This window comes from Paenibacillus sp. FSL W8-0187 (assembly GCF_037969755.1).
GTDB lineage: Bacteria > Bacillota > Bacilli > Paenibacillales > Paenibacillaceae > Paenibacillus_AQ.
In genome coordinates this window covers 5,782,216-5,806,338 of sequence record NZ_CP150206.1, presented here as the reverse complement: position 1 = coordinate 5,806,338, position 24,123 = coordinate 5,782,216, and the positions used below count along the sequence as shown (strand labels likewise).

25 protein-coding genes are annotated in these 24,123 nt (G+C 50.8%); 18 read left to right on the top strand and 7 right to left on the bottom strand.

Translation table 11 applies throughout. The annotated features are described in order from the left end of the window. The first annotated feature begins 68 nt into the window (after positions 1-68). The 10 genes from MKY48_RS26230 (at position 69) to MKY48_RS26185 (ending at position 9,824) form a co-directional block, all read left to right on the top strand. Positions 69-1,049, top strand: coding sequence for an aldo/keto reductase (locus MKY48_RS26230; RefSeq protein WP_339291633.1), 981 nt, complete (start codon positions 69-71; stop codon positions 1,047-1,049). A 76-nt stretch (positions 1,050-1,125) separates the two neighbouring features. Then, positions 1,126-2,466: an LLM class flavin-dependent oxidoreductase gene (locus tag MKY48_RS26225; protein WP_339267391.1), complete on the top strand. Its 1,341-nt coding sequence runs from the start codon at positions 1,126-1,128 to the stop codon at positions 2,464-2,466. A 5-nt stretch (positions 2,467-2,471) separates the two neighbouring features. Continuing rightward, a complete protein-coding gene (locus tag MKY48_RS26220; protein WP_339267389.1) occupies positions 2,472-3,248 on the top strand; it encodes an ABC transporter permease in 777 nt (258 codons plus the stop codon). Positions 3,249-3,287: 39 nt separating this feature from the next. Beyond that, complete coding sequence (locus MKY48_RS26215) at positions 3,288-4,304, top strand: ABC transporter substrate-binding protein (protein ID WP_339267387.1); 1,017 nt, start codon at positions 3,288-3,290, stop codon at positions 4,302-4,304. A 21-nt stretch (positions 4,305-4,325) separates the two neighbouring features. Next, a complete protein-coding gene (locus MKY48_RS26210; protein WP_076324417.1) occupies positions 4,326-5,099 on the top strand; it encodes an ABC transporter ATP-binding protein in 774 nt (257 codons plus the stop codon). A gap of 36 nt (positions 5,100-5,135) precedes the next feature. Then, positions 5,136-5,978 (top strand): sulfurtransferase, encoded by an 843-nt coding sequence (locus MKY48_RS26205; protein ID WP_339291632.1) that lies wholly within the window; start codon positions 5,136-5,138, stop codon positions 5,976-5,978. 212 nt (positions 5,979-6,190) lie between these two features. Further along, entirely contained in the window at positions 6,191-6,784 is a 594-nt protein-coding gene (locus MKY48_RS26200; protein WP_339291631.1) for a TetR/AcrR family transcriptional regulator, read from the top strand. 94 nt (positions 6,785-6,878) lie between these two features. Beyond that, positions 6,879-7,976 carry an alpha/beta hydrolase gene (locus MKY48_RS26195; RefSeq protein ID WP_339291630.1) on the top strand — a complete coding sequence of 366 codons (1,098 nt, stop codon included), beginning with the start codon at positions 6,879-6,881 and terminating at the stop codon, positions 7,974-7,976. Positions 7,977-8,231: 255 nt separating this feature from the next. Continuing rightward, entirely contained in the window at positions 8,232-9,080 is an 849-nt protein-coding gene (locus tag MKY48_RS26190) for an AraC family transcriptional regulator (RefSeq protein ID WP_339273669.1), read from the top strand. Positions 9,081-9,305: 225 nt separating this feature from the next. Next, positions 9,306-9,824 carry a DinB family protein gene (locus tag MKY48_RS26185; protein ID WP_339291629.1) on the top strand — a complete coding sequence of 173 codons (519 nt, stop codon included), beginning with the start codon at positions 9,306-9,308 and terminating at the stop codon, positions 9,822-9,824. Between the two features lie 88 nt (positions 9,825-9,912). On the opposite strand, the gene MKY48_RS26180 is transcribed toward MKY48_RS26185, so the two are convergent. Continuing rightward, entirely contained in the window at positions 9,913-10,941 is a 1,029-nt protein-coding gene (locus MKY48_RS26180; RefSeq protein WP_076324414.1) for a LacI family DNA-binding transcriptional regulator, read from the bottom strand. Positions 10,942-11,265: 324 nt separating this feature from the next. Here MKY48_RS26180 and MKY48_RS26175 point away from each other — a divergent pair, with 324 nt between their 5' ends. After that, positions 11,266-12,315, top strand: coding sequence for a 2,3-butanediol dehydrogenase (locus MKY48_RS26175; RefSeq protein ID WP_339291628.1), 1,050 nt, complete (start codon positions 11,266-11,268; stop codon positions 12,313-12,315). Between the two features lie 226 nt (positions 12,316-12,541). Here MKY48_RS26175 and MKY48_RS26170 read toward each other — a convergent pair whose 3' ends face one another. Both MKY48_RS26170 and MKY48_RS26165 read right to left on the bottom strand, forming a co-directional pair. Continuing rightward, positions 12,542-13,546: an iron ABC transporter permease gene (locus tag MKY48_RS26170; protein WP_339291627.1), complete on the bottom strand. Its 1,005-nt coding sequence runs from the start codon at positions 13,544-13,546 to the stop codon at positions 12,542-12,544. A gap of 2 nt (positions 13,547-13,548) precedes the next feature. Further along, positions 13,549-14,589, bottom strand: a complete 1,041-nt coding sequence (locus MKY48_RS26165) for an iron ABC transporter permease (protein ID WP_339291626.1) — start codon at positions 14,587-14,589, stop codon at positions 13,549-13,551. A gap of 151 nt (positions 14,590-14,740) precedes the next feature. Between MKY48_RS26165 and MKY48_RS26160 the strand changes: the two genes are divergently transcribed. The 3 genes from MKY48_RS26160 (at position 14,741) to MKY48_RS26150 (ending at position 17,078) form a co-directional block, all read left to right on the top strand. Beyond that, positions 14,741-15,757 carry an iron-hydroxamate ABC transporter substrate-binding protein gene (locus MKY48_RS26160; protein ID WP_339291625.1) on the top strand — a complete coding sequence of 339 codons (1,017 nt, stop codon included), beginning with the start codon at positions 14,741-14,743 and terminating at the stop codon, positions 15,755-15,757. A 57-nt stretch (positions 15,758-15,814) separates the two neighbouring features. Continuing rightward, the gene (locus MKY48_RS26155; protein ID WP_339291624.1) at positions 15,815-16,609 is read left to right on the top strand and encodes an RNA polymerase sigma factor; all 795 of its coding nucleotides are present in this window, start codon (positions 15,815-15,817) and stop codon (positions 16,607-16,609) included. Positions 16,610-16,703: 94 nt separating this feature from the next. Beyond that, entirely contained in the window at positions 16,704-17,078 is a 375-nt protein-coding gene (locus MKY48_RS26150) for a VOC family protein (protein WP_339291623.1), read from the top strand. A gap of 150 nt (positions 17,079-17,228) precedes the next feature. On the opposite strand, the gene MKY48_RS26145 is transcribed toward MKY48_RS26150, so the two are convergent. Further along, on the bottom strand, positions 17,229-17,372 hold the full coding sequence (locus MKY48_RS26145) for a hypothetical protein (RefSeq protein WP_009595787.1): 144 nt from the start codon (positions 17,370-17,372) through the stop codon (positions 17,229-17,231). Positions 17,373-17,665: 293 nt separating this feature from the next. Here MKY48_RS26145 and MKY48_RS26140 point away from each other — a divergent pair, with 293 nt between their 5' ends. Further along, a complete protein-coding gene (locus MKY48_RS26140) occupies positions 17,666-18,430 on the top strand; it encodes an exodeoxyribonuclease III (protein ID WP_339291622.1) in 765 nt (254 codons plus the stop codon). Between the two features lie 102 nt (positions 18,431-18,532). Here the strand turns inward: MKY48_RS26140 and MKY48_RS26135 are convergent, their stop codons facing one another. Then, a complete protein-coding gene (locus MKY48_RS26135; protein ID WP_076324407.1) occupies positions 18,533-19,432 on the bottom strand; it encodes a LysR family transcriptional regulator in 900 nt (299 codons plus the stop codon). A gap of 144 nt (positions 19,433-19,576) precedes the next feature. On the opposite strand from MKY48_RS26135, the gene MKY48_RS26130 reads away from it, so the two are divergent. Both MKY48_RS26130 and fabV read left to right on the top strand, forming a co-directional pair. Next, positions 19,577-20,326 (top strand): SDR family oxidoreductase, encoded by a 750-nt coding sequence (locus MKY48_RS26130; RefSeq protein ID WP_076324406.1) that lies wholly within the window; start codon positions 19,577-19,579, stop codon positions 20,324-20,326. Between the two features lie 223 nt (positions 20,327-20,549). Continuing rightward, positions 20,550-21,740, top strand: coding sequence for an enoyl-ACP reductase FabV (gene fabV / locus MKY48_RS26125; protein WP_339291621.1), 1,191 nt, complete (start codon positions 20,550-20,552; stop codon positions 21,738-21,740). Between the two features lie 117 nt (positions 21,741-21,857). Here fabV and MKY48_RS26120 read toward each other — a convergent pair whose 3' ends face one another. Then, a complete protein-coding gene (locus MKY48_RS26120) occupies positions 21,858-22,553 on the bottom strand; it encodes an effector binding domain-containing protein (RefSeq protein WP_339291620.1) in 696 nt (231 codons plus the stop codon). A gap of 94 nt (positions 22,554-22,647) precedes the next feature. Here MKY48_RS26120 and MKY48_RS26115 point away from each other — a divergent pair, with 94 nt between their 5' ends. Then, a complete protein-coding gene (locus MKY48_RS26115) occupies positions 22,648-23,139 on the top strand; it encodes a GyrI-like domain-containing protein (protein ID WP_076324403.1) in 492 nt (163 codons plus the stop codon). Positions 23,140-23,234: 95 nt separating this feature from the next. On the opposite strand, the gene MKY48_RS26110 is transcribed toward MKY48_RS26115, so the two are convergent. Continuing rightward, entirely contained in the window at positions 23,235-24,089 is an 855-nt protein-coding gene (locus MKY48_RS26110; RefSeq protein WP_339291619.1) for an AraC family transcriptional regulator, read from the bottom strand. Positions 24,090-24,123 lie beyond the last annotated feature (34 nt).

Below are 24,123 nucleotides of genomic sequence, written 5' to 3'. Positions count from 1 at the left end.
ATCAGCTTATGATCCGAGGTGTGTCTTCGGCTGTTTTTTTGTATGAATCTTACGAGGAGGCAGCAATCATGAAGTATAGAGCACTGGGTAGAACCGGAGTTCAAGTGTCGGAGGTGAGTCTGGGGACGATGGCTTTCGGGCGCTGGATTGATGAGAGGGCTTCGGCCGCCGTATTGGATCAGGCACTTGGGTCTGGCATCAATCTCATCGATACGGCTGACGTGTACGGTACCGGTATGGATAACGGGAACGTAAACCAGCTTGGGCAATCGGAAGAAATTCTAGGCAGGCTGCTGAAGAAGCGAAGACAAGATATTCTCCTAGCTACCAAGCTGCATAACCGGATCGGTCCCGGCATTAATGACCAAGGCCAAAGCCGCTATCATATCTACCGTGCGCTGGAGAATAGCCTTGCCCGGCTCCAAACGGATTATATCGATCTGTATCAAGTGCACCGGTTTGATGAGTGTACCCCGCTGGACGAGACGCTCGAGGCGCTTACGGCTCTTGTACGTCAGGGCAAAGTCCGCTATATCGGCTGTTCGAACTATGCGGCTTGGCAGCTGGCCAAAGCTCATGGCATCAGTGCGCTCCACGGTCTGCGCAGGTTCGAGAGCGTACAGCCGGAATACAGTCTCATTACAAGGGATATCGAACGCGAATTAATTCCCTTTGCCCAGTCCGAGCAGGTTGGGGTTATCGTGTACAGCCCGCTCGGACGGGGCATATTGTCCGGGAAGTACCGGGCGGGCGAAGCTCCCCCATCGGACTCGCGCCTGGCTGCAGGCGAAGAGAGATTGCAATTGCTGCTGAACCAGCGGCATGCGCTCTCCGTTGTGGAAGCGATCCGGCCACTGGCGGAGCATCGGGGATGGACGCTTCCGCAGTTCGCCCTGAACTGGGTGCTCAGTCGCCCAGGCATCACATCAGCTATTATCGGGGCATCGAAGCCCGAGCATATCACGGATACATTGAAGTATTCGGATGAGCGGCTGTCAGAGGAAGAACTGCAGGAAATCGACCGCTTATCAGAGGAAATTCGCGGATAAAGCAGATATATAACGAAACCATAAGGCACGATGATTATCAACCATAACCATTACAGATCAGGAAGGTGACCCAACTATGAGTTCAAAACGTCGTCAATTGCATCTTGGATTGTTTTTATTTGGGACGGGCTATCATCCCGCGGGCTGGAGGCTGCCCGAAGGCAAAACGGACGGTGCCTATGACCCTCAGTTCCTGAAGGAGGTTGCCCAGAAGCTTGAGAAGGCCAAGTTTGATTTCTTCTTTCTGGGGGACCGATTGGCCACGAGCGCAGATATGCAGCATTTATTCCCTTCCCAAATGACGCGGCTGGAGCCGTTTACGATGCTGTCCTATCTGGCTGCGGCAACGGATAAAATCGGTTTGATTGGCACGGTGAACACCACCTATGCGGAGCCGTACAACATCGCACGTTTCACGGCATCCTTGGATCATCTAAGCCAAGGCCGGGCCTCATGGAATGTCGTGACGGGCTCCGATCCGCGGGCCGCGCTGAATTTCAGCCGGGAGAAGCATTGGGATAACGTCAAGCGGTACGACTATGCTGAGGAATTTATCGAGATCGTCAGCGGGCTGTGGGACACCTGGGAGGACGACTCCCTTCCGCGGGACAAGGCAAGCGGTGTGTTCGCCGACGGAAGCAAAGTTCACGCTCTGGACCATGTCGGCGAGCACTTCTCCGTCGCCGGGCCGCTGAACATTCTGCGCCCGATACAGGGGCAGCTGCCGCTCATCACAGCTGGAACCTCCCTGCGCAGCCAAATGCTGGCGGCTAAATATTCCGACATGGTCTTCACGGGAACGAATGTGAAGGAAGTTGCCGTCAAATTCTTTAAGGAAGTGAAAGGCCGGCTGCCGGAGTATGGACGGGAAGCTTCGGATTTGAAGGTTCTGCCTGGACTGGTTCCGATCGTGGGCCGGACGGAGGAAGAGGCGCGTGCCAAATATGCGGAGCTGAATGAACTGGTTGTGACCGATTACGATCTGGGTCCGCTGTCGGATAAGATCGGGATTGATCTAAGGGGATATCCCCTGGAGGATCCGCTGCCGGATGTATCCGCTTCGGAAACGGCGTTGCACTGGGCCGACCTGGCGAGAAAGGCCAACGGACGGGAGGATATTACGATCAGGGATCTGTTCTATTTCTTCACCGTCACGGTCCGCGGGCATCTGCTTGTTGTCGGCAGCGCGACGCAAGTGGCGGATATCATCGAGGAATGGTTCCGGGATGAAGCGGCCGATGGATTCAATGTATGCCCGCCTTATATGCCGGGTGGACTGGATCTGTTCCTGGAGCTGGTTGTACCCGAGCTTCAGCGTCGGGGTTTATTTCGTACCGAATATGAAGGCAGCACCTTCCGGGAGCACTTGGGACTAAGCCGTCCGGGGAACCGCTATGATCTGATTGCAAAGGGGTGAGCCTGATGGGAACGAGGAAAGCCAAGAAATTTCGCGGCATCTGGGCGGGGCAAGCGATTTTGCTGCTGATCATACTGGGCATCTGCGAGCTTCTGGTTCGCACGGAGACCGTCAGCAGCTTGTATCTGCCTGCGCCCTCCAAGGTATTCCAAGAGCTGTTCAAACTGTTCGGTGAAGGGGAGATTTGGAAGCATCTGTACGTCACGCTGGCCGAATTCGTTGCGGGCTATGGAATTGCGGCACTTGGAGGCCTGGCCGTGGGCATGGCTCTGGTGCTGATTCCTTGGGCGGAGCAGTTCTTCAGGCCCTATCTTTCGGCGCTGATGGCGATTCCAAAGGTGACGATTGTGCCGCTGCTCGCCCTCTGGCTCGGGATCGGGATCACGCATAAAATATCGATTGTGTTCCTATTCTGTTTCTTTACGATCACGGTCAATACGATGACCGGGATTAAGCAGACGGCGCACAACCATCTGAAGGTCGCCCAAGTATTCGAGGCCACGCAGTACCAGACCATCATGAAGGTGATTTTGCCATCGGCTGCGCCGACCATTTTTGCGGGTCTGCGCCTATCGGCTGCAACCGGACTGGTCGGGGCTCTGTTTGGGGAGATGCTGGCGTCGAAGGATGGTCTTGGAAATATTCTCGTGAAGGCAACATCGCTGTATAATACCGCGCAGGCCTTTGCTATTGTAGCGCTGGTTACCGTCGTATCCGTACTTATTATTTCATTAATCGATTTGTTGGAACGCAATGTGTTTTTGAAATGGAAATCATCATAGACCATTGGAAAAAGCGTCACTTACAGAGGAGAGATCCATATGACCAGAAGAGGAATACGTTCATACATGATTGCATTTGCAACGATATGGCTGATCGCCATGACGGCCGGCTGCGCAAGCGGCACGGATAGCGGCAAGGGAGCAGCTCCGTCCACAGTGGGCGGAGAAAACGCTGCGGGAAACCAGCTGGAGAAGATCCGATACGCACCGCTTAGCGGTGCCAGCGGATTGGCGGTGTCCTTCGGGGCGGAGAAGGGATTCTTCGAGGAAGAAGGACTCGACGTCGAGTTTATTACCACCAAGGACCCAATTGCCGGCCTGACTAGCAAAGACATCGATGTGGTCGACGTAGCCACAACGACAGCGATTGTAGCTGCGGGCAAGGGCGCCCCCGTCAAAATTGTCTCCTCCATGTTCCGGACCAAAGGCCCATTCTACCTGATTGCCTCGCCGGAGATCAAGACGGTGGAAGACCTGAAGGGCAAGAAGGTAGGCATCGCTGTGTTTGGCAGCGGGCTGGAGGTATATACACAGGTCATCCTGAAGGAGCATGGATTGAAGCCGGAGGATGTGACCTTCATTGCTAACAGTACGCATCAGGCGGCATACGCGAGTCTGGAAACAGGACAGGTTGACGCCACGATCATCCATGAGCCGTTCGCTTCTCTCGCGGAGAAGCAGGGAAAAGGAAATATCATTGCTACAGGCTGGGATTACCTACCGACCTTCCACACCGGGGTGCTGGCGGCGCGTGAGGGGATTCTGAACGAGAAGCCGGAATTGGTCGAGAAGCTGCTGCGGGCCTATTTTAAATCGCAAGAATATGCGAAGAGTCATCCGGACGAGTATAAGGCTTACTATCTGAAGAACATCGAGATCGATCCCGAGGTGCTGGATCTGGCGCTGGAGCGCGAAGAAGTTCTATGGGAGAACAACCCGGATGTGGACATCAACGCGCTGAATGACACCCAGCAGATCCAAAAGGAATTGGGCTTCCAGGATGAGATCTACAAGGTGGAGGACATTCTGGACCTACGGTTTATTCCGAAAAAATAAAGTGTGGCAGGAGGAGTTCATATGTCTGGCTTTACGGTGAAAAATGTCTCGATGGTATATGACGGTGATCTTCCTACGATCACGCTTCAAGATATAAGCATGCAAGTCCGAGATGGCGAATTCCTGTGCATCCTTGGGCCGAGCGGCTGCGGCAAAAGCACGCTGCTCGAACTGCTGGCGGGGTTGCAGCTCCCAACGGAAGGCGAGATTTGGCTGGATGACGCGAAGATTAAGGGACCCACCCGGAGCTCGGGGGTTGTATTCCAGGATGCATCCTTGTATCCATGGCGTACGATCTCGCAGAACGTCGGCCTTGGGCTGGAGCTCGGCGGCATGAAAAAAGCAGAGCGGCAAGCGCTCGTAGACAAATATTTGAATATGGTCGGTCTGCAGGGATTCGGTTCCAAATATCCCCATCATCTGTCGGGAGGCATGCGGCAGCGCGCCGGGATCGCACGGGCGCTTGTGAATAGTCCCAACATCCTCCTGATGGACGAGCCTTTCGGCGCGGTGGACCATCTTACCCGGCTCCAGCTACAGCAGGATCTGCTCCGCATATGGCAGGAGGAGAAGAAAACGGTGGTGTTTGTTACCCATGATGTATCCGAAGCCGTCTTTCTCGCAGACCGAGTCGTCCTGTTATCTCCGCGTCCTGGGCGTATTCACCATATTTTCGACGTTCCCTATGAGCGTCCGCGCAAGCGGGAGGATGCCAGTCTGCTGAAGATTCAGAACGATATCTACTCGGCGATTTATGACGTGAAGACAGAAGAGGATTTGGAATTTACGATTTAAGAACAGCCGCTTGAAAACAGAAGGGACGTGGAGTTATTGTCAAATCTCGTAAGCAAGGAATGGGTGCTGGAACAGTTGGAGTCGAAACCGGGTCAGCTGGTTATCGCAGATGTCCGATTCAGCCCGGGTGATGCGGGTTACGGCTTTGAGGCTTACCAGCGTGAGCATGTGCCTGGTGCGGTATTCGTTGATTTGAAAAAGCATCTGATGGATCTGCCAAGCGAGCATGGCGGCCGGAGTCCGCTCCCGCATCCGGAGGAGCTTGCGCGGCGACTCGGCAAGCTCGGGATCGATGCAAATACGCCTGTCGTTGTCTATGACGGTGACCTCCGCCCGGAAGGAGCGCGGTTATGGTGGATTTTGAAATACTTGGGCCACGGGTCGGCATATATATTGGATGGAGGGTTCGCAAGCTGGAAAGCAGCCGGATATCCGCTTACTTCGGAGGAAAGCGAAGTGACGACGCGTTCTTTCCAGACAAATGTCCAACAGGACTGGCTGGCTGATGTGAACGAGGTGAGGGTGAAGCTTGGCGCAGCCGGCGTGACCCTGCTCGATTCAAGGGACTGGAAGCAGTTCACAGGAGAAACCGCGCCGCTGGATCCGGTGGCCGGACATATTCCGGGAGCGGTGCATGCTTTTTGGAAGGACGGGATGAATGAAGACGGGACACTGAAGGGAGCAGAGCGGCAGCGGGAACGTTTTGCTGGAATTTCTCCCGAGGATGAAGTAATAGTGTACTGCGGCTCGGGGTTGTCGGCTTGTCCGAACGTCCTGGCGTTGCAGGAAGCCGGATACCGCAAGGTGAAGCTGTACGCAGGCAGCTGGAGCGACTGGATCAGCTACAAGGACAATCCGGTAGCCACTGGGAACGAGTAAAGCGGAAGAGCCTGCGTCTGATGTGGGTTCCGGTGATAAAGCGGTGTAGCACATATATGCCTTTGAACTCTCCTTATCTATTCTCCTGTTTTTTCTCCACTAGCGAAACACTATTCAGCGAAAATAAAACATCTTGTAAGAAACAGGAAAAAGGATTATTATATTTTTAATGACTGAATAATGTATTTACAGTCATTAAAAGGAGAGGGGTTATGCCTAAAATTGTCACCGAACATGAAAAAGATATGGTGAGAGAAGCGATGTTTACACAAGGGATTGAACTGATTCGCAAGAAAGGCGTAAAGCGGATTACAGTAGAGGATATCACCAGTGCGACCCATATCGGCAAAGGTTCCTTTTACTCGTACTACAATTCCAAAGAAGAACTGCTCTATTCGATTATCAAAAAGAGCGAGAGCAGAATGTTTGAGAGAGTGGAGGCCTTATTATCTGAAAACGCAAATTTGAATGAAAGGCTTGTAAAAGTATTAAAGGAAATTTATCTGGCGGCTGACAGTATCGTGCTCTACGTTTCCCCATCGGATATAGAGCTGCTGCTTCGTAAGCTCCCAGCTGAGGTGGCGGACCGGGAAGCGTCAAAATCAAACAACTATTTCAGCAGGACGCTGTCGCTTTGCGGCATTGACGAATCGAGATGCGAAATGGATGTGCTTGCCTATTTAATGAATGCACTCCATTTTGTTGGGTCGACAGATATGTCTTTTGGTGAGCGGGGAAGAGAGAAGGCCTTGGATTTTCTCGTCCATGCCATTGCCGACTATATGACGGGAGGAGCCGAGCAATGAGAGAATCCTTGGAGAAGTACAAACCGTTGTATGGGATTGCCCCTAATGGCTCTGCTCTGCGTAACCCAGGTCCTAACGTTTACCGGAGGACACGATGAGCGTTATATGGATCGTATTAGCCGGGTTGCTCTTATTCACCGTCAGCTTCGTTATGTTTGCCCAGTACAAGAAAAAGAAGATTGCACATCAAATTCGGATCAATCCCATGAGTAATGGCATTGATTGCAGAGAATTCGTAACCATCGGCGGCATTTCGCAATATTTGCATCATCGGGGCGAGGACATGGATAATCCAGTGATGCTGTTTTTGCACGGCGGTCCAGGAGAGCCTATATTGCCGTTTGCCCAAGAGTTTCAGATCCCGTGGGAGAAGCATGTTACGATCGTACATTGGGATCAAAGAAACAGCGGCAAAACCTATTTTAACAATGATCCGAAACAAGTTGCCCCAACAGTTACGGTTGACCGTATCGTTCAGGATACATATGAAATTGTGAACTATTTGAAAGAAAAGTATCACAAAGAGAAGATTATCATTTTGGGGCATTCCTGGGGCTCAGTGTTAGGTAGCCTGTTCAGCAAACAATATCCGGAGCTTGTGCAGGCTTATATCGGCGTTGGGCAGGTTGTGAATATGATGGACAATGAACGCGTCGGCTATGAAAAAGTACTGGAAGCGGCGAAAATGGCCGGGAACGACAACGATTATCGGGATCTTCTTCGTTTGAAGCCTTATCCTCCGCCAGCATTCGATGACGGCATGATCAGGAACCTTATGAAGGTTCGAAAATTCCAAAGAAAATATAAGTTATCGGCTGGTCCAACAACAGAGCTTATCCTCAATGCGTTAGGTTCACCATTTTATACGCTTAAGGATATGAGATATTTTTTCATCTCCGGAGCATTTGGCGAAGGACAGCGTCCTATTTGGGAATATTTATGGGAATCGTTCGATCTGTCGTCTATGGGCGCTGCATTTGATATTCCAGTCTTTTATATTCATGGAGAGCGGGACTGGCAAACCCCCTATCCGCTGGCACAGGAATTTTTTTCGACGATCAAAGCCCCGCTCAAGCTGTTTTACTCCATTCCGGAAGCGGGCCATGTTCCCATGCTGGAGCGGAAGGGGAAATTCAACGAGGCCTTATTTGATATTTTGGAGCGAACGGGTGCTACAGCGAAGGTCAAGTGAGTCTCTGTACAGGGCTGCCGTTGATAAAGGCGGATGCCATAGCCGGCTGGAGCAACTGGATCAGCTGCAGGGACAATAAGGGAGCAGGGGATAGATAAATACGAAGGTTTGTCGACCAGATCACTGGAGGCACAGCTATGGGGCTGTGTCTTTTTGTTGTTTTTTATCTGATAAAGTCAGGCGCAAACAATACTAGGATTCTGCGGCAGCAGGAAACATTCTTTTTTTGTGAGGGAGGGATTTCATGTGAAGGGGATGGCCTTCGAATATGCCGAAATGAAGTACTGCATACCTTCGGAGATGGAAAGAAAGGGCGGAATTTGGATTCTCCGTACAGGCCGCAGCATGGCGAAGCCCCATTATTACGTGGGCCCCAAAGTATCCGAAAACTATGCGCTGCATTTTGTTCTAAACGGAAAAATCACACTGGCTTATGGGGATGAGGAGGTCACCTTGTCGGAAGGGGATGTCTTTTGCCTGTTCCCTCATACGAGGTTCAGTTACTGGGAACCGAACCCCCATTCGGAGCCGACGCTGCGCACGCAGTGGGTCGTCCTGGATGGTGAATTAACCGACAATGCGTTGACCCGGATCGGGTTATCTCCGCGCAAGCCCTTTATGTTTGCCGGGATGAAGGGGGAGCTGCAGGCGGTGCTGAATCAAATATACGGGTGCGTGGATGACGACACCGTTGGCAACGAATTTGGACGACAGAAATGGTTATATCAGCTGTTTGAGCTGCTGGCTGCCGCCACGGTCAGAAAAGGGAGCAAATCGAACTGGCTCGAGCAAAGCGTATTTTATATGGATTCCCATTACATGGAGGGGATTACGGTTATGGATGTTGTCGAGTATGCCGGCGTACACCGGACGCATCTGTATTGTGAGTTTATCCGGGCGTATGGCATCAGTCCGAGTCATTATTTAATGAAGCTGCGGATGGAGCGGGCAGCGGTGCTGCTGACCGAAACCGATGTGTCCGTGACGGAGGCTGCTTTTTCGCTGGGATATTCCAACCTCCACACGTTCTCGAGAGCATTCGCGAAATATTACCGCACGTCGCCTACCTCGTATCGGCAGCAGCATGTGCCGGTGCCAATTTAGTGAATTAGACGGGTAGGGATAACAAGATCATGAATATATTTTTGTGAAAGCAATACGACTATTCGCGGTTACTTGGCAACATGTATGCTAGAATAGGATCAGATTATTTTCAGGAGGCGTTTGAGATGAAAACAACAATCGTTCACGGGCAAACTTATATGGGGATTAGCGCATAATTGCCCTTAAACTGCGTGCTTCCCCGCCTATGAAAAGGGGAACGACGATTTGAAAACATGGATATTGCGGCAGTATGATTACCACGTATGGGCAAACCGGAAGGTTTGCGAATATTTGCAGGGGCTTTCGGAAGAGGTATACCGCAAGGAGATAGTCAGTGTCTTTCCATCCATTTATGAAGCGATGGTTCATATCTATGTCATTGATTCCGGCTGGCTGTCGTTTTTTAATGCGGGCGGAGTCTCGGAGGTGTCACCTTTGTACCTGGAAAATCTCAAGGATTCGATCGATCGGCTGGTTGCGGAGACAGAAGGCAAGCGAATCGAAGAATTGGGGCATCTAATGGACGTTCTGGCGGTGCGCTTCAGGCTGTTCATCGAAGAGCATGAGAATCTGGAAACCGTCTATCCGTCCGGAGACTTTAAAGCCAGCTGTCTGGATTATATCCAGCATATGGTCAATCACGGGTCGTACCACCGAGGAAACGTAACCGCCATGCTCCGGCAAATCGAACATCCGGGTACGCCTACCGACTACGGCTATTACTTGTATACTTTGAGTCATTAAGCGTCCAATATTCCAATTAAAGAGTCGAAAGAAAGAGCCTGGGACTTCATGTTCCAGGCTCTTCTTTATGGGCCGCGGTTGCTGCATCCTAGTCGGTTGTTGCATTTCGTATAAAGGACATGCTGGATTCCCTGACGATGAGCCTCGGTTCGAATTGCACGCGTTCGTATTGGCCGGACTTTTGCTCGCGGAGCCGCTTGAGCAGCAATTCCGTAGCCAGCCGGGCTACTTCATCGCCCATGATAGACACCGAGCTGATCTGAGGCGTCGTGACAGTGGTCCATACATTGTTATCGATGCCGACGACGGCCACATCATCGGGAACCCGGATCTTCAGCTCTTTAAAACGGTTGACGATGCCGATAGCAACCATATCGTTTACCGCATAGATGGCGTCCGGCATATGTTTCAGGCCATAGAAATAGTCCGCGGCACGAACCCCTGTTTCAAACGAGAAATCCTCCCCGAAATAGACAAGCGACGGATCGACTTGCGTCAGCGATTGCTCATATGCCCAATACCGCTCTTCGATTTTATCCTTGGGCGCACCGGCATAGGCGATTCGGGTCCGTCCGATTTTCAGCAGATGCTCCATAACAAGCCTGCCCTCCTGACGTGCGAGGCCTACGATATCGGCTCTATACTCATCTCCCAGCTGTTTCCCGTAATTAATGATTGAGACGGGGAGGCTTGATTTGTTGATCAGGTCGCCCAGTGTTTTCGGATAAGCCAGCGGCATGATAATCAAGCCGTCTACGTGCAGCTTCTTGATATCTCTTACGATTTCAAGCTCGTTTCGGGCATTCCCGGCTGTATTGATCTGAACGACTCGATATCCGTGCTGCTTGGCGGTCTGTTCCACCGACCAGGCGATTTCCGGGATGATCGCATTTCGAATGTCAGGCACGGCCAAGGCGATTTGATTCGTCTGCCGCACCTTCAGGCTTTGAGCCGATGTATCCGGACTAAATCCGATTTCTTCGATCACCTGCAAGATCCGTGCTTTCGTTTTCGGACTGATTCCCTTGCTGTTGTTGATGGCTCGGGACACGGTTGCTATTCCAACGCCCGCTTGTTTGGCGACATCTTCAATCGTCACTTTTTTGGGATTCACCATATTCAAAAGTCCTCTCTATATCGGAAACGTTTCCTGTTCTTGTTCTAATTTGAGATCTTAATGGAGCAATATCTATATTATACCATTAAGAATACCTTTAAATCATAGAACACCTCGACGAAGAAAAGAGGGGCAGGTAGCGTGCTGTATACATTGCTGATAATCACTGAAAAAGAGGAGGAGCTTAGATCTTGGGTTGTCCATGATTTTTCATACATTTTAGTCAATGGTGTTTGACATATTGTCGAAAATGTGACATATTTGATTTCGGAAACGTTTCCTGTTTTGTTTTTATTTTTTCGAACCCATAAGGAGATGAAGACAATGCAAGCATTGCGCTGGCATGGAGTAAAGGATCTGCGTTTGGAGACAATTTCAGAGCCGCAAGCAACGAGTGGAAAAGTGAAAATCAAGGTCGAATGGTGCGGGATTTGTGGTAGTGATCTCCACGAATACGTAGCTGGGCCTATATTTATACCTGAGAATACGCCTCATCCCCTTACCGGAGAACAGGCTCCGGTGGTAATGGGCCATGAATTTTCTGGCCAGGTGGTCGAGGTTGGCGAAGGCGTCACGAAATTCAAGGCTGGTGACCGCGTGGTTGTTGAGCCCGTATTTGCATGCGGAAAATGCGAAGCTTGCAGACAAGGCAAATACAATCTGTGCGAAAAAATGGGCTTTCTCGGCCTTGCCGGCGGTGGCGGCGGATTCTCCGAATATGTAGCTGCGGATGAGCATATGGTTCATAAAATTCCGGACAGCGTCTCCTATGAACAAGGGGCTTTGGTAGAGCCTTCGGCAGTCGCCTTGTATGCTGTACGCCAAAGCCAGCTGAAAGCAGGGGATCGGGCAGTTGTATTCGGTGCGGGACCGATTGGTCTGCTCGTTATCGAAGCATTGAAGGCAGCAGGGGCGTCCGAGATTTACGCAGTAGAACTGTCTGCAGAGCGTAAACAGAAAGCCGAAGAATTGGGGGCTATCGTCATTGATCCCAAGGCTTACGATGTCGTAGAAGAACTTCATCGTCGCACCGGCACCGGGGTAGATGTGGCATTCGAAGTAACGGGTGTTCCACCTGTACTGAATCAAGCCATCAATTCTACGAAGATCGGCGGTCAGATTATGATTGTCAGCATATTCGAAACCTCCGCTCCGATCGTGCCGAATGACATCGTGATGAAGGAGCGTAATATTACCGGTATCATCGGTTATCGCGACGTATTCCCGGCTGTCATTAGCCTGATGGAAAAAGGATTCTTCCCTGCGGATAAGCTGGTAACTCAGCGGATCAAACTGGATGAGATTATTGACCGGGGCTTTGAGGCCTTGCTCAAAGAGAAGAACCAGGTGAAAATCCTGGTGAGCGCTCACTAATATCGCAGCTGCGCTTCGCAGTTGCATAACTTATGAAAGACCGCGAAACGCGGTCTTTTTGTTTGCGGAATAAAAAGGTTGCCTCCGAGCTGAGTCAGAGCAGTGCATAGCACTCGCTCATGTGCGCCAATCAAGCTTTTAGCGCATGACACAAAAGAACGGCGATTTCCTCCTGCATGGACCGGGAGAAGATCGCCGTCTTTTAAAAAAAAAAAAACTGTTCAACTTAATCCTTGATCAGCAAATAAATAAAGTAGGGCGCTCCAAGACAGGAAACGACCAATCCAACCGGGATTTCGGAAGGGGCCATCAGGTTCTTGCCGATCATATCGGCAACAAGCAGCACCAGAGAGCCAAGAAGCGCAGAGACAGGCAGCATTCCCTGATGACGGGGACCCACCAGCTTACGCGCCAGATGCGGAGCAACCAGTCCAAGAAACGCGATGCCGCCGCCAACGGCCACGCAGGCACCTGCCAGGGCAACGGAGATGAACAGGAGCGTTCTTCGCTCGCGCTCCACCATAACCCCAAGCCCAGCTGCCGTATGGTCTCCCAGGTTGAGCACATTCAAATTTTGCGATTTATATACCGCCCAGGGAACCAGCAGAAGGATCCACGGAAGGATCGCATAGACATACTCCCAGCTTGCTCCCCAGATGCTTCCGGACAACCAGATGGTAGCCTGCATAAAGTTGTTAGGGTCCATCATGAGCTGAAACACGATAATAAGCGCTCCGAAGGCCGCGTTGATGCCAATCCCCACTAAAACAAGCCGAATCGGCGTCACGCCTTGCTTCCAGGCTATTGAATATATGAGAAAGGCAGCGAGAAATGCCCCGAATAGCGCGGCAAAAGGCATGATATAGACGGACCATATGCCGGAACTGAACGAGCTGCCTTGAAAATAAAAAATATACAGTACGACGGCCAATCCTGCCCCCGAGTTGATGCCGAGAATGCCCGGATCTGCCAGCGCGTTCCGCGAAACACTCTGCAGAATAGCGCCGGAGACGGCGATTCCCGCACCGATCAGAATGGCAATGACCATGCGGGGTAAACGAAAGTGCATTAGAACGGTATAATTCTGCTCAGATCCTGTTCCGTTGAACGCTTCGATGACCTCAGCGAGCGGGATTTTCATCGTGCCCATATTCAGGCTGACCAGAAACACGGCTAATATGGCCAGCAGCAGGATCATCGAAACGGACATCACTTTTCTTGTTGTATTCATCGTTACAGTCCCCTCCCTTCACGTCGTGCAAGATAGAGGAAGAAGGGAACGCCGATGATCGCCGTAATCGCACCGACAGGCGTCTCGAACGGAGGGTTGATCATCCGCGCCCCCACATCGGCAAACACCAGCAAAAGTGCTCCCATGACAGCGGAGCAAGGGATGATCAGTCGATAGTCGGGACCTACGATGAAGCGAACGATATGCGGGATGACAAGCCCCACGAATCCGATCGTTCCGCCCACAGCTACCGCTGCGCCCGTGAGGAGCAGCACAACAAGCGTGCCCAGGAACTTCACCGTTCCCGTTTTTTGGCCAAGCCCGGTAGCGACCTCTTCGCCCAGGCTCATGACGGTAATGGATCTGCTGAGCGCCAGCGCAATCAGAAGCCCGACAATCGCGACGGGGATCAGAAGCTGCACGTTTACCCATTGCACGCCCGACACGCCTCCGGCATACCAGAAGCTGATATCCTTGGCAACGTTAAAGCGGATGGCAATGGCTGAGGAAATCGAGCTGAGGAGCGCGGTTACGGCAGATCCGGCCAGCGCCAGCTTGACGGGCGTCAGGCCCCGTTTGGATAACGAGCCGATGAGAAGCACGAGTCCGGCCCCAAGGCCCGCACCAGCAAAAGATAGCAGCATGAGCACGGTGTTGGACGGCGACTCCATAAAGGCAAACCCAATCGACATCATGAAAGTGGCACCTGCGGTGACTCCCATAATGGAAGGGGAAGCGAGCGCGTTTCTTGTCATGCCCTGCATGATGGCTCCGGAAACGGCCAAGGAACCGCCGATCAGTGCAGCTGCCAAGGCCCTTGGCATGCGCAGTCTCTGGATAATCTGGTGCGAGGTGGAATGGGCATCGAAGTGGACAAAAGCCTCCCATATGGTGGACAATTGGATGTTCGACGCACCATAGATAATCGAGGATGCCATAGCGACAGCCAGGAGGCTAAGCCCCAACAGAATGACGACCGCTGCCGTCTTGGGGCGATAAATGGATTTTGTGGTTGTTTTGTTCATGGGCTTATTTGCTTGCATAGTCACCTAAACCTTCATGTTGATAAAAAATTTTAAATAACGTATTGTAATTGAGAATGAATTTCATTATCATGGTTATTATTATATCACTTCATCCTAAGATTGCTAGTGATCTAGGCAGAAAAAATATACATAAAGGGGATCTGTAACAATGAATCGATTCAAGAAAAAAATATGGATAATCGCAGGACTATTGGCAGCTTTCACGCTGCTTGCAGCTTGTGGAAATAGCAAGGAAGCAGCCGGGAACGAGCCAACGGAGGCCCAAGCGCCAAGTGACCAGAACAGCAGCACCGAAGCCAAGCCGGACGAAGGAAGCACAGAAGCCAAGACAGAACGCACATTGACAGACGCTATGGGCCATGAGGTGAAAATTCCGGCGGAGCCGAAACGAGTGATAGCTTCTTACTTGGAGGATAACCTCGTGGCATTGGGTATTACTCCGATTGCGCAGTGGTCGGTCAAAGGCGGAAGCGTCCAGGATTATCTGCAGGACTCATTGAAGGATGTGCCTACGATTGAGCATGATCTTCCCTTTGAAGCGGTAGCGAGCTTCCAGCCGGATCTATTGATCATGGACTCGGCTTCCATGGTCGAAGGCAACAAGTACAGTCAATACGAGAAGATTGCTCCAACCTACGTCATAGGCAATGAGGTCAATAACGATTGGCGCGAAGAGCTGAAGAAAGTGGGAGAAATCTTTGGCATGGAGGAGGAAGCGCAAGCGGCGCTCGATAAATACGAGCAGAAGGCCAAAGATGCCAAGGAGCAAATCCAGCAATCGATCGGCGGTGAATCTGCTGCAGCGATTTGGCTTGTCGGCGGTAAATTGTTCGTCGTTAGCGAGACGTTGTCCAGCGGAGCCGTCATGTACGGTGACTTGGGTCTCACGGTTCCGAGTGTGGTGAAGGAAATTTCGGCATCGGCTACGGGCAACTGGTCATCCATTTCCCTGGAAAAATTGGCGGAGCTCGACGCGGATCATCTGTTCTTCATTAATAGTGACGGCGAAGGGGCCGAAGTGCTTCAGGATCCGCTTTGGGCGAATATTCCGGCTGTTAAGAACGGCAACATCTATGAATATGGAAAAGATACAAGCTGGTTGTATACAGGCACGATTGCCAACAGCCAGATCATTGATAACGTGCTGGAGAGTTTGGTGAAATAAACGCTATCAGATCGAGCAAACCAGCCGTCTTCCTATGTTAGTGGGGAGGCGGTTTTTTTGTATGGATGCGTATATGGAACAGGGGCGGCGCAAACATTCAGCAGGAAAACGTGGGCACTCACAGAACTAGTTAGCGAGGTGGGAATGATGATGCCGAAGTATATGCCGGACTTATCCAATGTGCAGGCGAAGCTGCACCGATACTGTATGCGAATCTCAGGAGATCCATGGGAAGCGGAGGATCTACTTCAGGATGTCATGATAAAGGTGATGCGAGCCGTTGAAACCGATCCTGAAAAACATCTGTCCAATGCCTACTTATATCGCATCGCAAGCAACGCGTGGAAGGACCGACTGAAGAAGGATAAGCCCGGAATGAGGGTTTCCGAGGATGCGTTAGGAGATAGGGCGGCCGAGGATGACGGCTTATCCACCAGGGAGCTTCTGGAGACATTAGCGGATCGGTTGTCCCCACGGGCGATGGTTATTTTGCTGCTGATGGACGTTTTTGATTTCACGGCCAGGGAGACGGCTGATTTTCTCTTCATGTCGGAAGGGACGGTTCAGGTGTCGCTCGGACGTGCGCGAACCAGGCTGAAGAAGCTGCATCGCATACAGCAAACAGGCGTGGAACCTAAACCTCAAGAGAGAGCCCGGGCAGGCACAGCCGCAGGACTGGATATGGATGCGCTTGTGGAGGCTTTTCGGAAAAGGGATCCCAAAGCCATTTGTACCTCGTATCTCCAATTGACGAGGCTGCAAATAAGAATAAGCAAATTGAGCCGGGTTGGCGGAGCCCTTGCATTTTATATGGAAGATCCGGATGGTAATGCGTGGAAACTTACAGAATAAAAAATTATATTTGGACGCTGTTTGGTTTTAGCCCGAAATTTCGTTTCTTATGTGTCAGAAGCTATATAATTAAATCAAAGAGGAGGAAGGTTTTTTGAAAAAAACCCTTTTGTACGGCGTTGGCATTTTTGTACCGGTCAGTGATCTGAAGCGTTCGACGGCCTGGTATACGGATATGCTCGGGTTTGAAGTGATCCACACAGATGAACCAAATGCGGTGGTCATGCGAATGAACGATGAGAAGGTATCCTTCTGCCTCGTGCGGTCCTATGAGGTGAAGCAGCCGGTTTTTCCCAGGAATGATTATGGCGTGGGGCAATATTTCAACCTGCATACCACGAATGTAAGTGAAATTCATCAACGATTGGTTGCCAAGGGAGCCGACGTAACTGAAATTGAGGATTTTGGCGGGTTCAGAGGCTTTTCCCTGACGGATCCAGACGGCAACCGCTGCGGGGTGACGGAGTAACGACATCGAGAAGCAGAATGGTTATAACCGACGGGCATCGTGTTTGCCCAGATGATTGAATAGGAAAAACACCCATTCATTGCCTTGGCATGGATGGGTGTTTTTGCTGCGGTAATTATTGAATGTGCATCGACAGTCGTATCAAATCCGTTATTCCTGATCTCGACAGTGCTCCTCGGCCGCCGAAGTAAACTCTTCCTCATTCTCGGAAGCAAGCTTGTCACCGTATTGGTCCAAACGTTCAGGACTACTGGAAGGACCGTCGTTCTTTGGTTTGCTGTTTCTGCCTGTCATGCTGTACTCCTCCTTATGTGGGGTTCTCATCGATTGCGGACGTACGAATGATCGCAGTTTGCGAACGTTTATGTTGTTCCTGATTTGGCGCGGGATTATGCACGTAACCACAACTTCGGTTCATGCTTTGCGCAAGGACACTTGTGCCTTCAGTCATGAGTTGTTCATGAAGTTATGGTGAAAGCGCTCAAAGCTGCTTGTTCGTTTCAGCCGTGACATGATACATAATAGAATTTAGAAGATTCATAGATTCAACACGCTAATACGATATGGATACCACGGAGGTTGCGTAAATGAAGTTAGTGTCATGGAACGTCAACGGATTGCGGGCCTGTGTAACGAAGGGCTTTATGGATTATTTTCATCAGGCGGATGCCGATATATTTTGCGTGCAGGAGACGAAGCTGCAAGCCGGGCAAATTGAGCTTGATTTGGGGCCGGAGTATCAACAATATTGGAATTACGCAGAGAAGAAGGGATATTCGGGAACGGCGATATTTACGAAAATCGCACCACTGTCCGTACGCTATGGTCTGGAGGAGGACAGCGAGCCGGAGGGCAGAGTGATCACGCTGGAGTTTGAGGACTTCTATCTTGTGAACGTATATACGCCGAATGCGAAGCGTGACCTGAGCAGGCTGGATTATCGGCTGGAGTGGGAGGAACGGTTCCGTGCTTACTTGCTTCAGCTTGACGAACGCAAACCCGTGATCGCATGTGGCGACTTGAATGTGGCGCATCAGGAAATCGACCTGAAAAATGCCAAGTCCAATCATGGCAACTCCGGCTTCACGCTGGAAGAGCGGGGTAAAATGACCGACCTGCTGTCAGCCGGCTTTATCGATTCCTTCCGTTATTTCTACCCGGATCGCACGGATGTATACAGCTGGTGGTCGTATATGGCCAAGGTAAGGGAGCGGAATATCGGCTGGCGCATCGATTATTTTTTGACGTCTGCCCGTTTAACCGAGAAACTGAAGGATGCCGAGATCGACTGCCATGTGATGGGAAGCGATCATTGCCCGGTGAGTTTGACACTCAGCGAGTCATTACATTAATACTGACTTTTTAAAAAAAAGCCAACCGAAGAGCAGGGGACGTGATAACGGTCACGCCCCTATTTGCCGGTTGGCTTTTATATTCGGGAGCAAAGGTGGCGTTTACCCAATCTGATGTTTCAGCTTGTCAAGGAAGATCGACGCCGGCTTCGACAGATGGTGCGTTCCGGGCTGTACCCACCCGAATGAGGAGGCAGCGTGGCCCGGGGGCATCTCCAGCTCCAGCGTTACGATGTTTCCCGAAGGTATGGGAGTGAAGCTGGAGAAGGACAAATCGACCCCCACCGTGACCGCTACATTCTCTTCGACAACCTTCTGTATGACCCTCGTCTGGTTGGTTGAGAAGAGCAGATCCATTTCCCCGTACTGCTCCTCGAATACATCCATCAGTTTGAACAGACTGTCATCCTTGTAGAGAACCAAGGGGTACTTACGCAGTTCTTCCGGCGTGATCGATTGCCGCATGGCGAGTGGAGATTGACGACTGACTCCGACCACGAATTTGCTCTCCAGCAGCTTGCCGAAATGGAGGCCGCGGTGTTGATGAATGATGGAATCATCGACAAAAATCAAACCGATATCCGCATGATTTTGTTTGATATCCTCAATAATATCAAGAGTCGCTTTTTCCGTGATTTCGAGTTTGATTTGGGGAAAGTCTTTTTTGAACTGAATAATGGCATCGATGGACAGCGTTAAGGGTACCGGAACGGTAGCAATCCGCAAAGATCCGCTCAGCAGGTTGGAATATCCTTCGGCCTCCGATTTCAGCTCCTGAAATTGTTCCAAAATGGCATAGGCTTTCTGGAGAATTCGCTGGCCCTCGGCTGTGGGTACGGCACCAAGCCTTGATCGGGTAAACAAGGAGAAACCGAACTCGGCTTCCAGGCTGGACACCGCTTGGCTGACGGCGGAAAGGGTAACGTTGCAATTCTGGGCTGCTTTGGTTAATGATCCTGCCTTGGCCGTCTCCACGATATATTCCAGTTGTTCAAGATTCATATGACCTCATCCTTAATCTATAGTTAAGTAATATTAATTAGGTTTAAATTTACTTAAATATAACGCAGCGTTACAATGAACACAAGGACATTGACACACAATGTTCAAAGAATAACGCTATTTTGCCATAGGAGGTCATTGATAATGTCAGAACAACGTGTAGCGGTAATTACCGGTGGAGCGAGCGGAATCGGTCGTCAGGTCTCCCTTAAATTTGCAAGAAAAGGCGATCGCGTCGTCGTAGCCGATTATAATGAGGCTGCCGGTCAAGAGACGGTGGACATGATTAAAAAAGAAGGCGGCGAAGCCACTTTCGTTCAAGTCGATGTTTCCAAACAAGAAAGCGTCGAGGCGCTTGTTGATAAAGCGGTTGAGCTTTACGGCCGCATCGATGTCATGCACAACAATGCGGGGATTGGCGGCGCTGGACCGGTTCTCGAGCAAAATATGGATCTCTACCATCGCACCATTAACGTGAATCAGCACGGGGTTGCCTACGGTATTATTGCGGCAGGCCGAAAGATGAAAGAGCTTGGCATTAAAGGCGTAATCATTAATACAGCATCCGTATTCGGATTCCTGGCTTCACCCGGAACGTTTGCTTATCACGCTACAAAAGGCGCCGTCATCATGATGAGCAAATCCGCTGCGCTTGAACTGGCACCATACGGCATTCGTGTCGTTGCCGTTGCTCCTGGAGCAGTTGATACACCGATTATCCAAGGCTATAAAGATTCAGGAATGCTGGATTCCATGAGAGCCAAAGTCATGGGCGGAGAATTAACACAGCCTGAAGTTGTAGCGGATACCGTGTATCTCGTGTCTCTGGATGAAGCTGCTGCGATTACAGGCAGCGTGGTCATGGCTGACCAAGGCTATGCTTCATTCAAATAATTCGTTCGGTATTTAATGGCAACGTATATAGAGCGTTAAACATACAGAACCTCTCTTTGGAAGGAATGCAGGCTTAAGCCTCCGTTATTCCGAAGAGAGGTTTTCTTGGTTTTCCTGTCAAAAGATTTCCTCTCTCCGCAAAAAACAGTTAAAATAGAAAGGAAATTTAAAAGACCATACATATGGTGTCAGACGACGAGTACTGGAAGAGAGGTATATAAATATGATCATTAAACCAAGAACACGCGGATTTATTTGCACAACGTCCCATCCTGTAGGCTGCGAAGCCCAGGTGCAGGAGCAGATTGATTATGTGTTGAATCAGCCTGGCATCGAGGGGCCGCGCAATGTGCTGGTCATCGGCGCTTCAACGGGCTACGGCTTGTCGGCCAGAATTGCTGCCGCATTCGGCTCCCGGGCGAATACTGTAGGTGTGTATCGTCCCAGCCAGGCAACCGAGAAGCGGACCGCTTCGGCGGGCTGGTACAATTCGGTCGCTTTCGAGAAGGCAGCGGAGGCCGCAGGCTTAAAATCGTTCAGTGTGACGGGAGATGCTTTCACGCAAGAGACCAAAGCCAAGACGGTTGAGCTTATCCGCCAAGAGCTGGGCCAGGTTGATCTTGTGGTGTACAGTGTTGCCTCGGCGCGCCGTACGCTGCCTGAGACGGGCGAGACGGTCAACTCCGTATTGAAGCCGATCGGACCAGCCTATACCAACAAGACGGTAAACTTCCATACAGGTGAAGTGACGGAGGTAACGATTGAGCCGGCCACGGAAGAGGAAGTGAAGAACACCGTTGAGGTGATGGGCGGTGACGATTGGGAATTATGGATGAATGAGCTGGCGGAAGGCGGCGTATTGGCTCCTAATGTGACCACGATTGCGTTCTCCTATATCGGCTCCGAGATTACCAAAGCCATTTACCGTGATGGGTCGATTGGACAAGCCAAGGATCATCTGGAGGCAACCGCGCTGAAATTGAACGAGAGGCTCGCTGCCGGAGGCGGACGGGCTTATGTAACGGTCAGCAAAGCGTTAGTGACCCAATCCAGCTCGGCGATCCCGGTCGTTCCGCTGTACGTATCGGCGCTGTACAAAGTCATGAAGGAGAAAGGGCTGCACGAGGGCTGCATCGAGCAGATCTATCGTCTGTTCTCCGATCGTCTCTATAACGGGCAGGAAACGCCGGTGGATGAGAAGGGCCGTATCCGCATCGACGATTGGGAACTTCGTGAGGATGTGCAGGCAGAAGTGGCCGAATTGTGGAGCAAGGTTACGAGCGAAAATATTGAAGAATTGACGGACCTTGCCGGTTACCGCCGCGAGTTCTTCCAACTGTTCGGCTTTGAAACCGACGGCGTGGATTATGATGCGGATGTGAATCCTGTAGTTGATAATCCGAAAGCCATTTAACGACTAAAAGCGAGTCCCGGACATGATCGGGGGCTCGCTTTTTTTAGCTGGAACAAGACATTTGCCCCTGTGTAAGGTGTGACTTACCGAAGGATTGATGACGATTCGGGAAGTCTCTTATTCAATTAAAGGGATATAGATTTGGGCTTTAGAGGCATGTATCGAGGTTCTCAGTTCCAAGCTGTAGAGCGCCGGGTTTGGCGCAAGGCTCCGTTGTTTCAACTGCTGGATAACATAGGTATAGGATTGGTCGGTATCCTCCCGGTCGGCATGCCCTTCATGGGTATACATGGCATATTCCTGTGTCGGCAGGGTTAAACTCACCATCCGCTTTGGCGTATCACGAATCGTGGTTACCTCGACTCCGGCTACATAATGATAGATCTGCTGCCGGTTCAAAACAGCTGCAATATATAAGGGACTCGATGTTTTCTTGCGGATATATGGAATTTCCTCCATGCGGTCCTGGAGTTCCTGCCAGAGTTTTGGCTTGAGGGCTTGAGACATATAATAAGCCGTGAAAGGAAGCTTCATCTCCAGGCCGACGATCAGGGTCTGCGGTTTGATGATCCGCTGAATGGATTCATCCGTCTGCGCGGATTGTTCTCGCATTTGCCGCGATGTCAGCATGGAATAACCGCCGTTTTTCCCCTCATTAGCGTATAAAGGAACACCTAGACGAGACAGCTCGTGAAGATAGCGGAGCATCGTACGGTACGAAACCGAGAATTCTTCGGCTAACTCGCCGACGGTGAAGTTTTGCCGTTCATACACCCGCTGCATGACCTTAAGGATCCGTTCGGTTTTGGGCATGATTTCGCTCCTATGATTTTTTTATACTGTGACAGTTTCTGGCATAGTTCAAGTATATAATGAAATCAAATATGGGATAAAGGAGCATTTACGGATGACTAACGATCAACGAAACGAAGCAGCGGTTACGAGCAAGGAAGCTTTTCAGGCGATAGGATTAAAGTGGGAAGGCACATTTGCCGAAGCGGGTGCGGGCGGGATACGTGCGGTGCATCGGACGCTGCAAGAGCGGCTCGAGGAGATACCCCATGCCTTACATACCGACTCGTTGTTGGGGTTATCTTATCACGCAGTTCCCGGCGGTGAGGGATTTATTCATTACGCGGTCGTGGAAGTGGAACAGATCGACGAAGTTCCGGAGGGGATGGTTACGATATCCGTTCCTGCTTTAACCTATGCCACTTGTACTCATCGTAAAGAGCAGAGCATCGATCAGTCCTATAACAATATCTATGCTTGGATCAAAGAACAAGGTTACTCGGAATATAACCCGGATCATTTAACGCATTTCGAAAAATATCCGATGAGTCAGGATCCTTATGCGGATGACCCCGAATTTATCATCATGATTCCCGTTCAGATTTGAGCATTTGGTGCTCACCGCACGGTATCGATATGAAGCTTATGTTCATGATCTTCGTAGCGGTGAGCAAAAAAATTCATCTTTTCAGCAGAAATGTACTATGCCTTTCTAACTACAGGAATCCATAACTCGTTCTTATGCTCGTCCGGAGGAAGATAGCATTCGATGGCAGGAAGCGGCGCGAGATCATAAGCATGGGATGGTATCCACTCCGTATAAAGACGCTTCCACATCTCCGCAATGCCGCTCGGATCTCCTTCCAGCTCGAATACGGCCCAAGTGGCGGCAGGGAAATGTCGCTGTATCATCGGTTCCTGAGGCGCATCCTTGGATACGACGGACATGATGTAGTCAAAATGCTCATTCCTCCCGTAGTCACCGTCTGCACAAACACCCAGTATTCCCCGGATCGGATGGTCTTGCTCACGATAGTTCCATAGCTTCTCGAAAATGCCCTTCTCCTGAGCCTCCATCCAGAGGCGGGGAACGTCTTCATAGGCACGTTGTGTGTTTACTTGCTCCTTGAAACCGACAACGGAAAACGCCTTTATTTCTTCGATTCTGTAATTCATTTCGGCAGCTCCTCGCATTGAGAATTGAAAGGAGATGCGGGGATAGGCCTTCAGTTTGGTGCCGGTCTGGCGTGCGGCCGTCGGCGTTGTGCCATGCATGTTCTGGAATGCACGCGCGAACGCCTCCGGGGAATCATAACCATATTTAAGGGCAAGGTCGATTACTTTGATTTCGCTGTTTTGCAGCTCGTAGGCGGCCAGTGTCAGCCGGCGTCTCCGTATGTATTCGGACAGCGAAACATCCGTAATGAACGGAAACATGCGTTGAAAATGGTACACGGAGCAGCATGCGATCTGAGCAGCTTCAGCGTAATCGATCTCCTCGGTTATGTGTCCTTCTATATAGCCTATGGCCTCATTCATCCGCTGGACCCAATCCATCCGGTCATCATCCTTTCTAAGATCAATATATAAG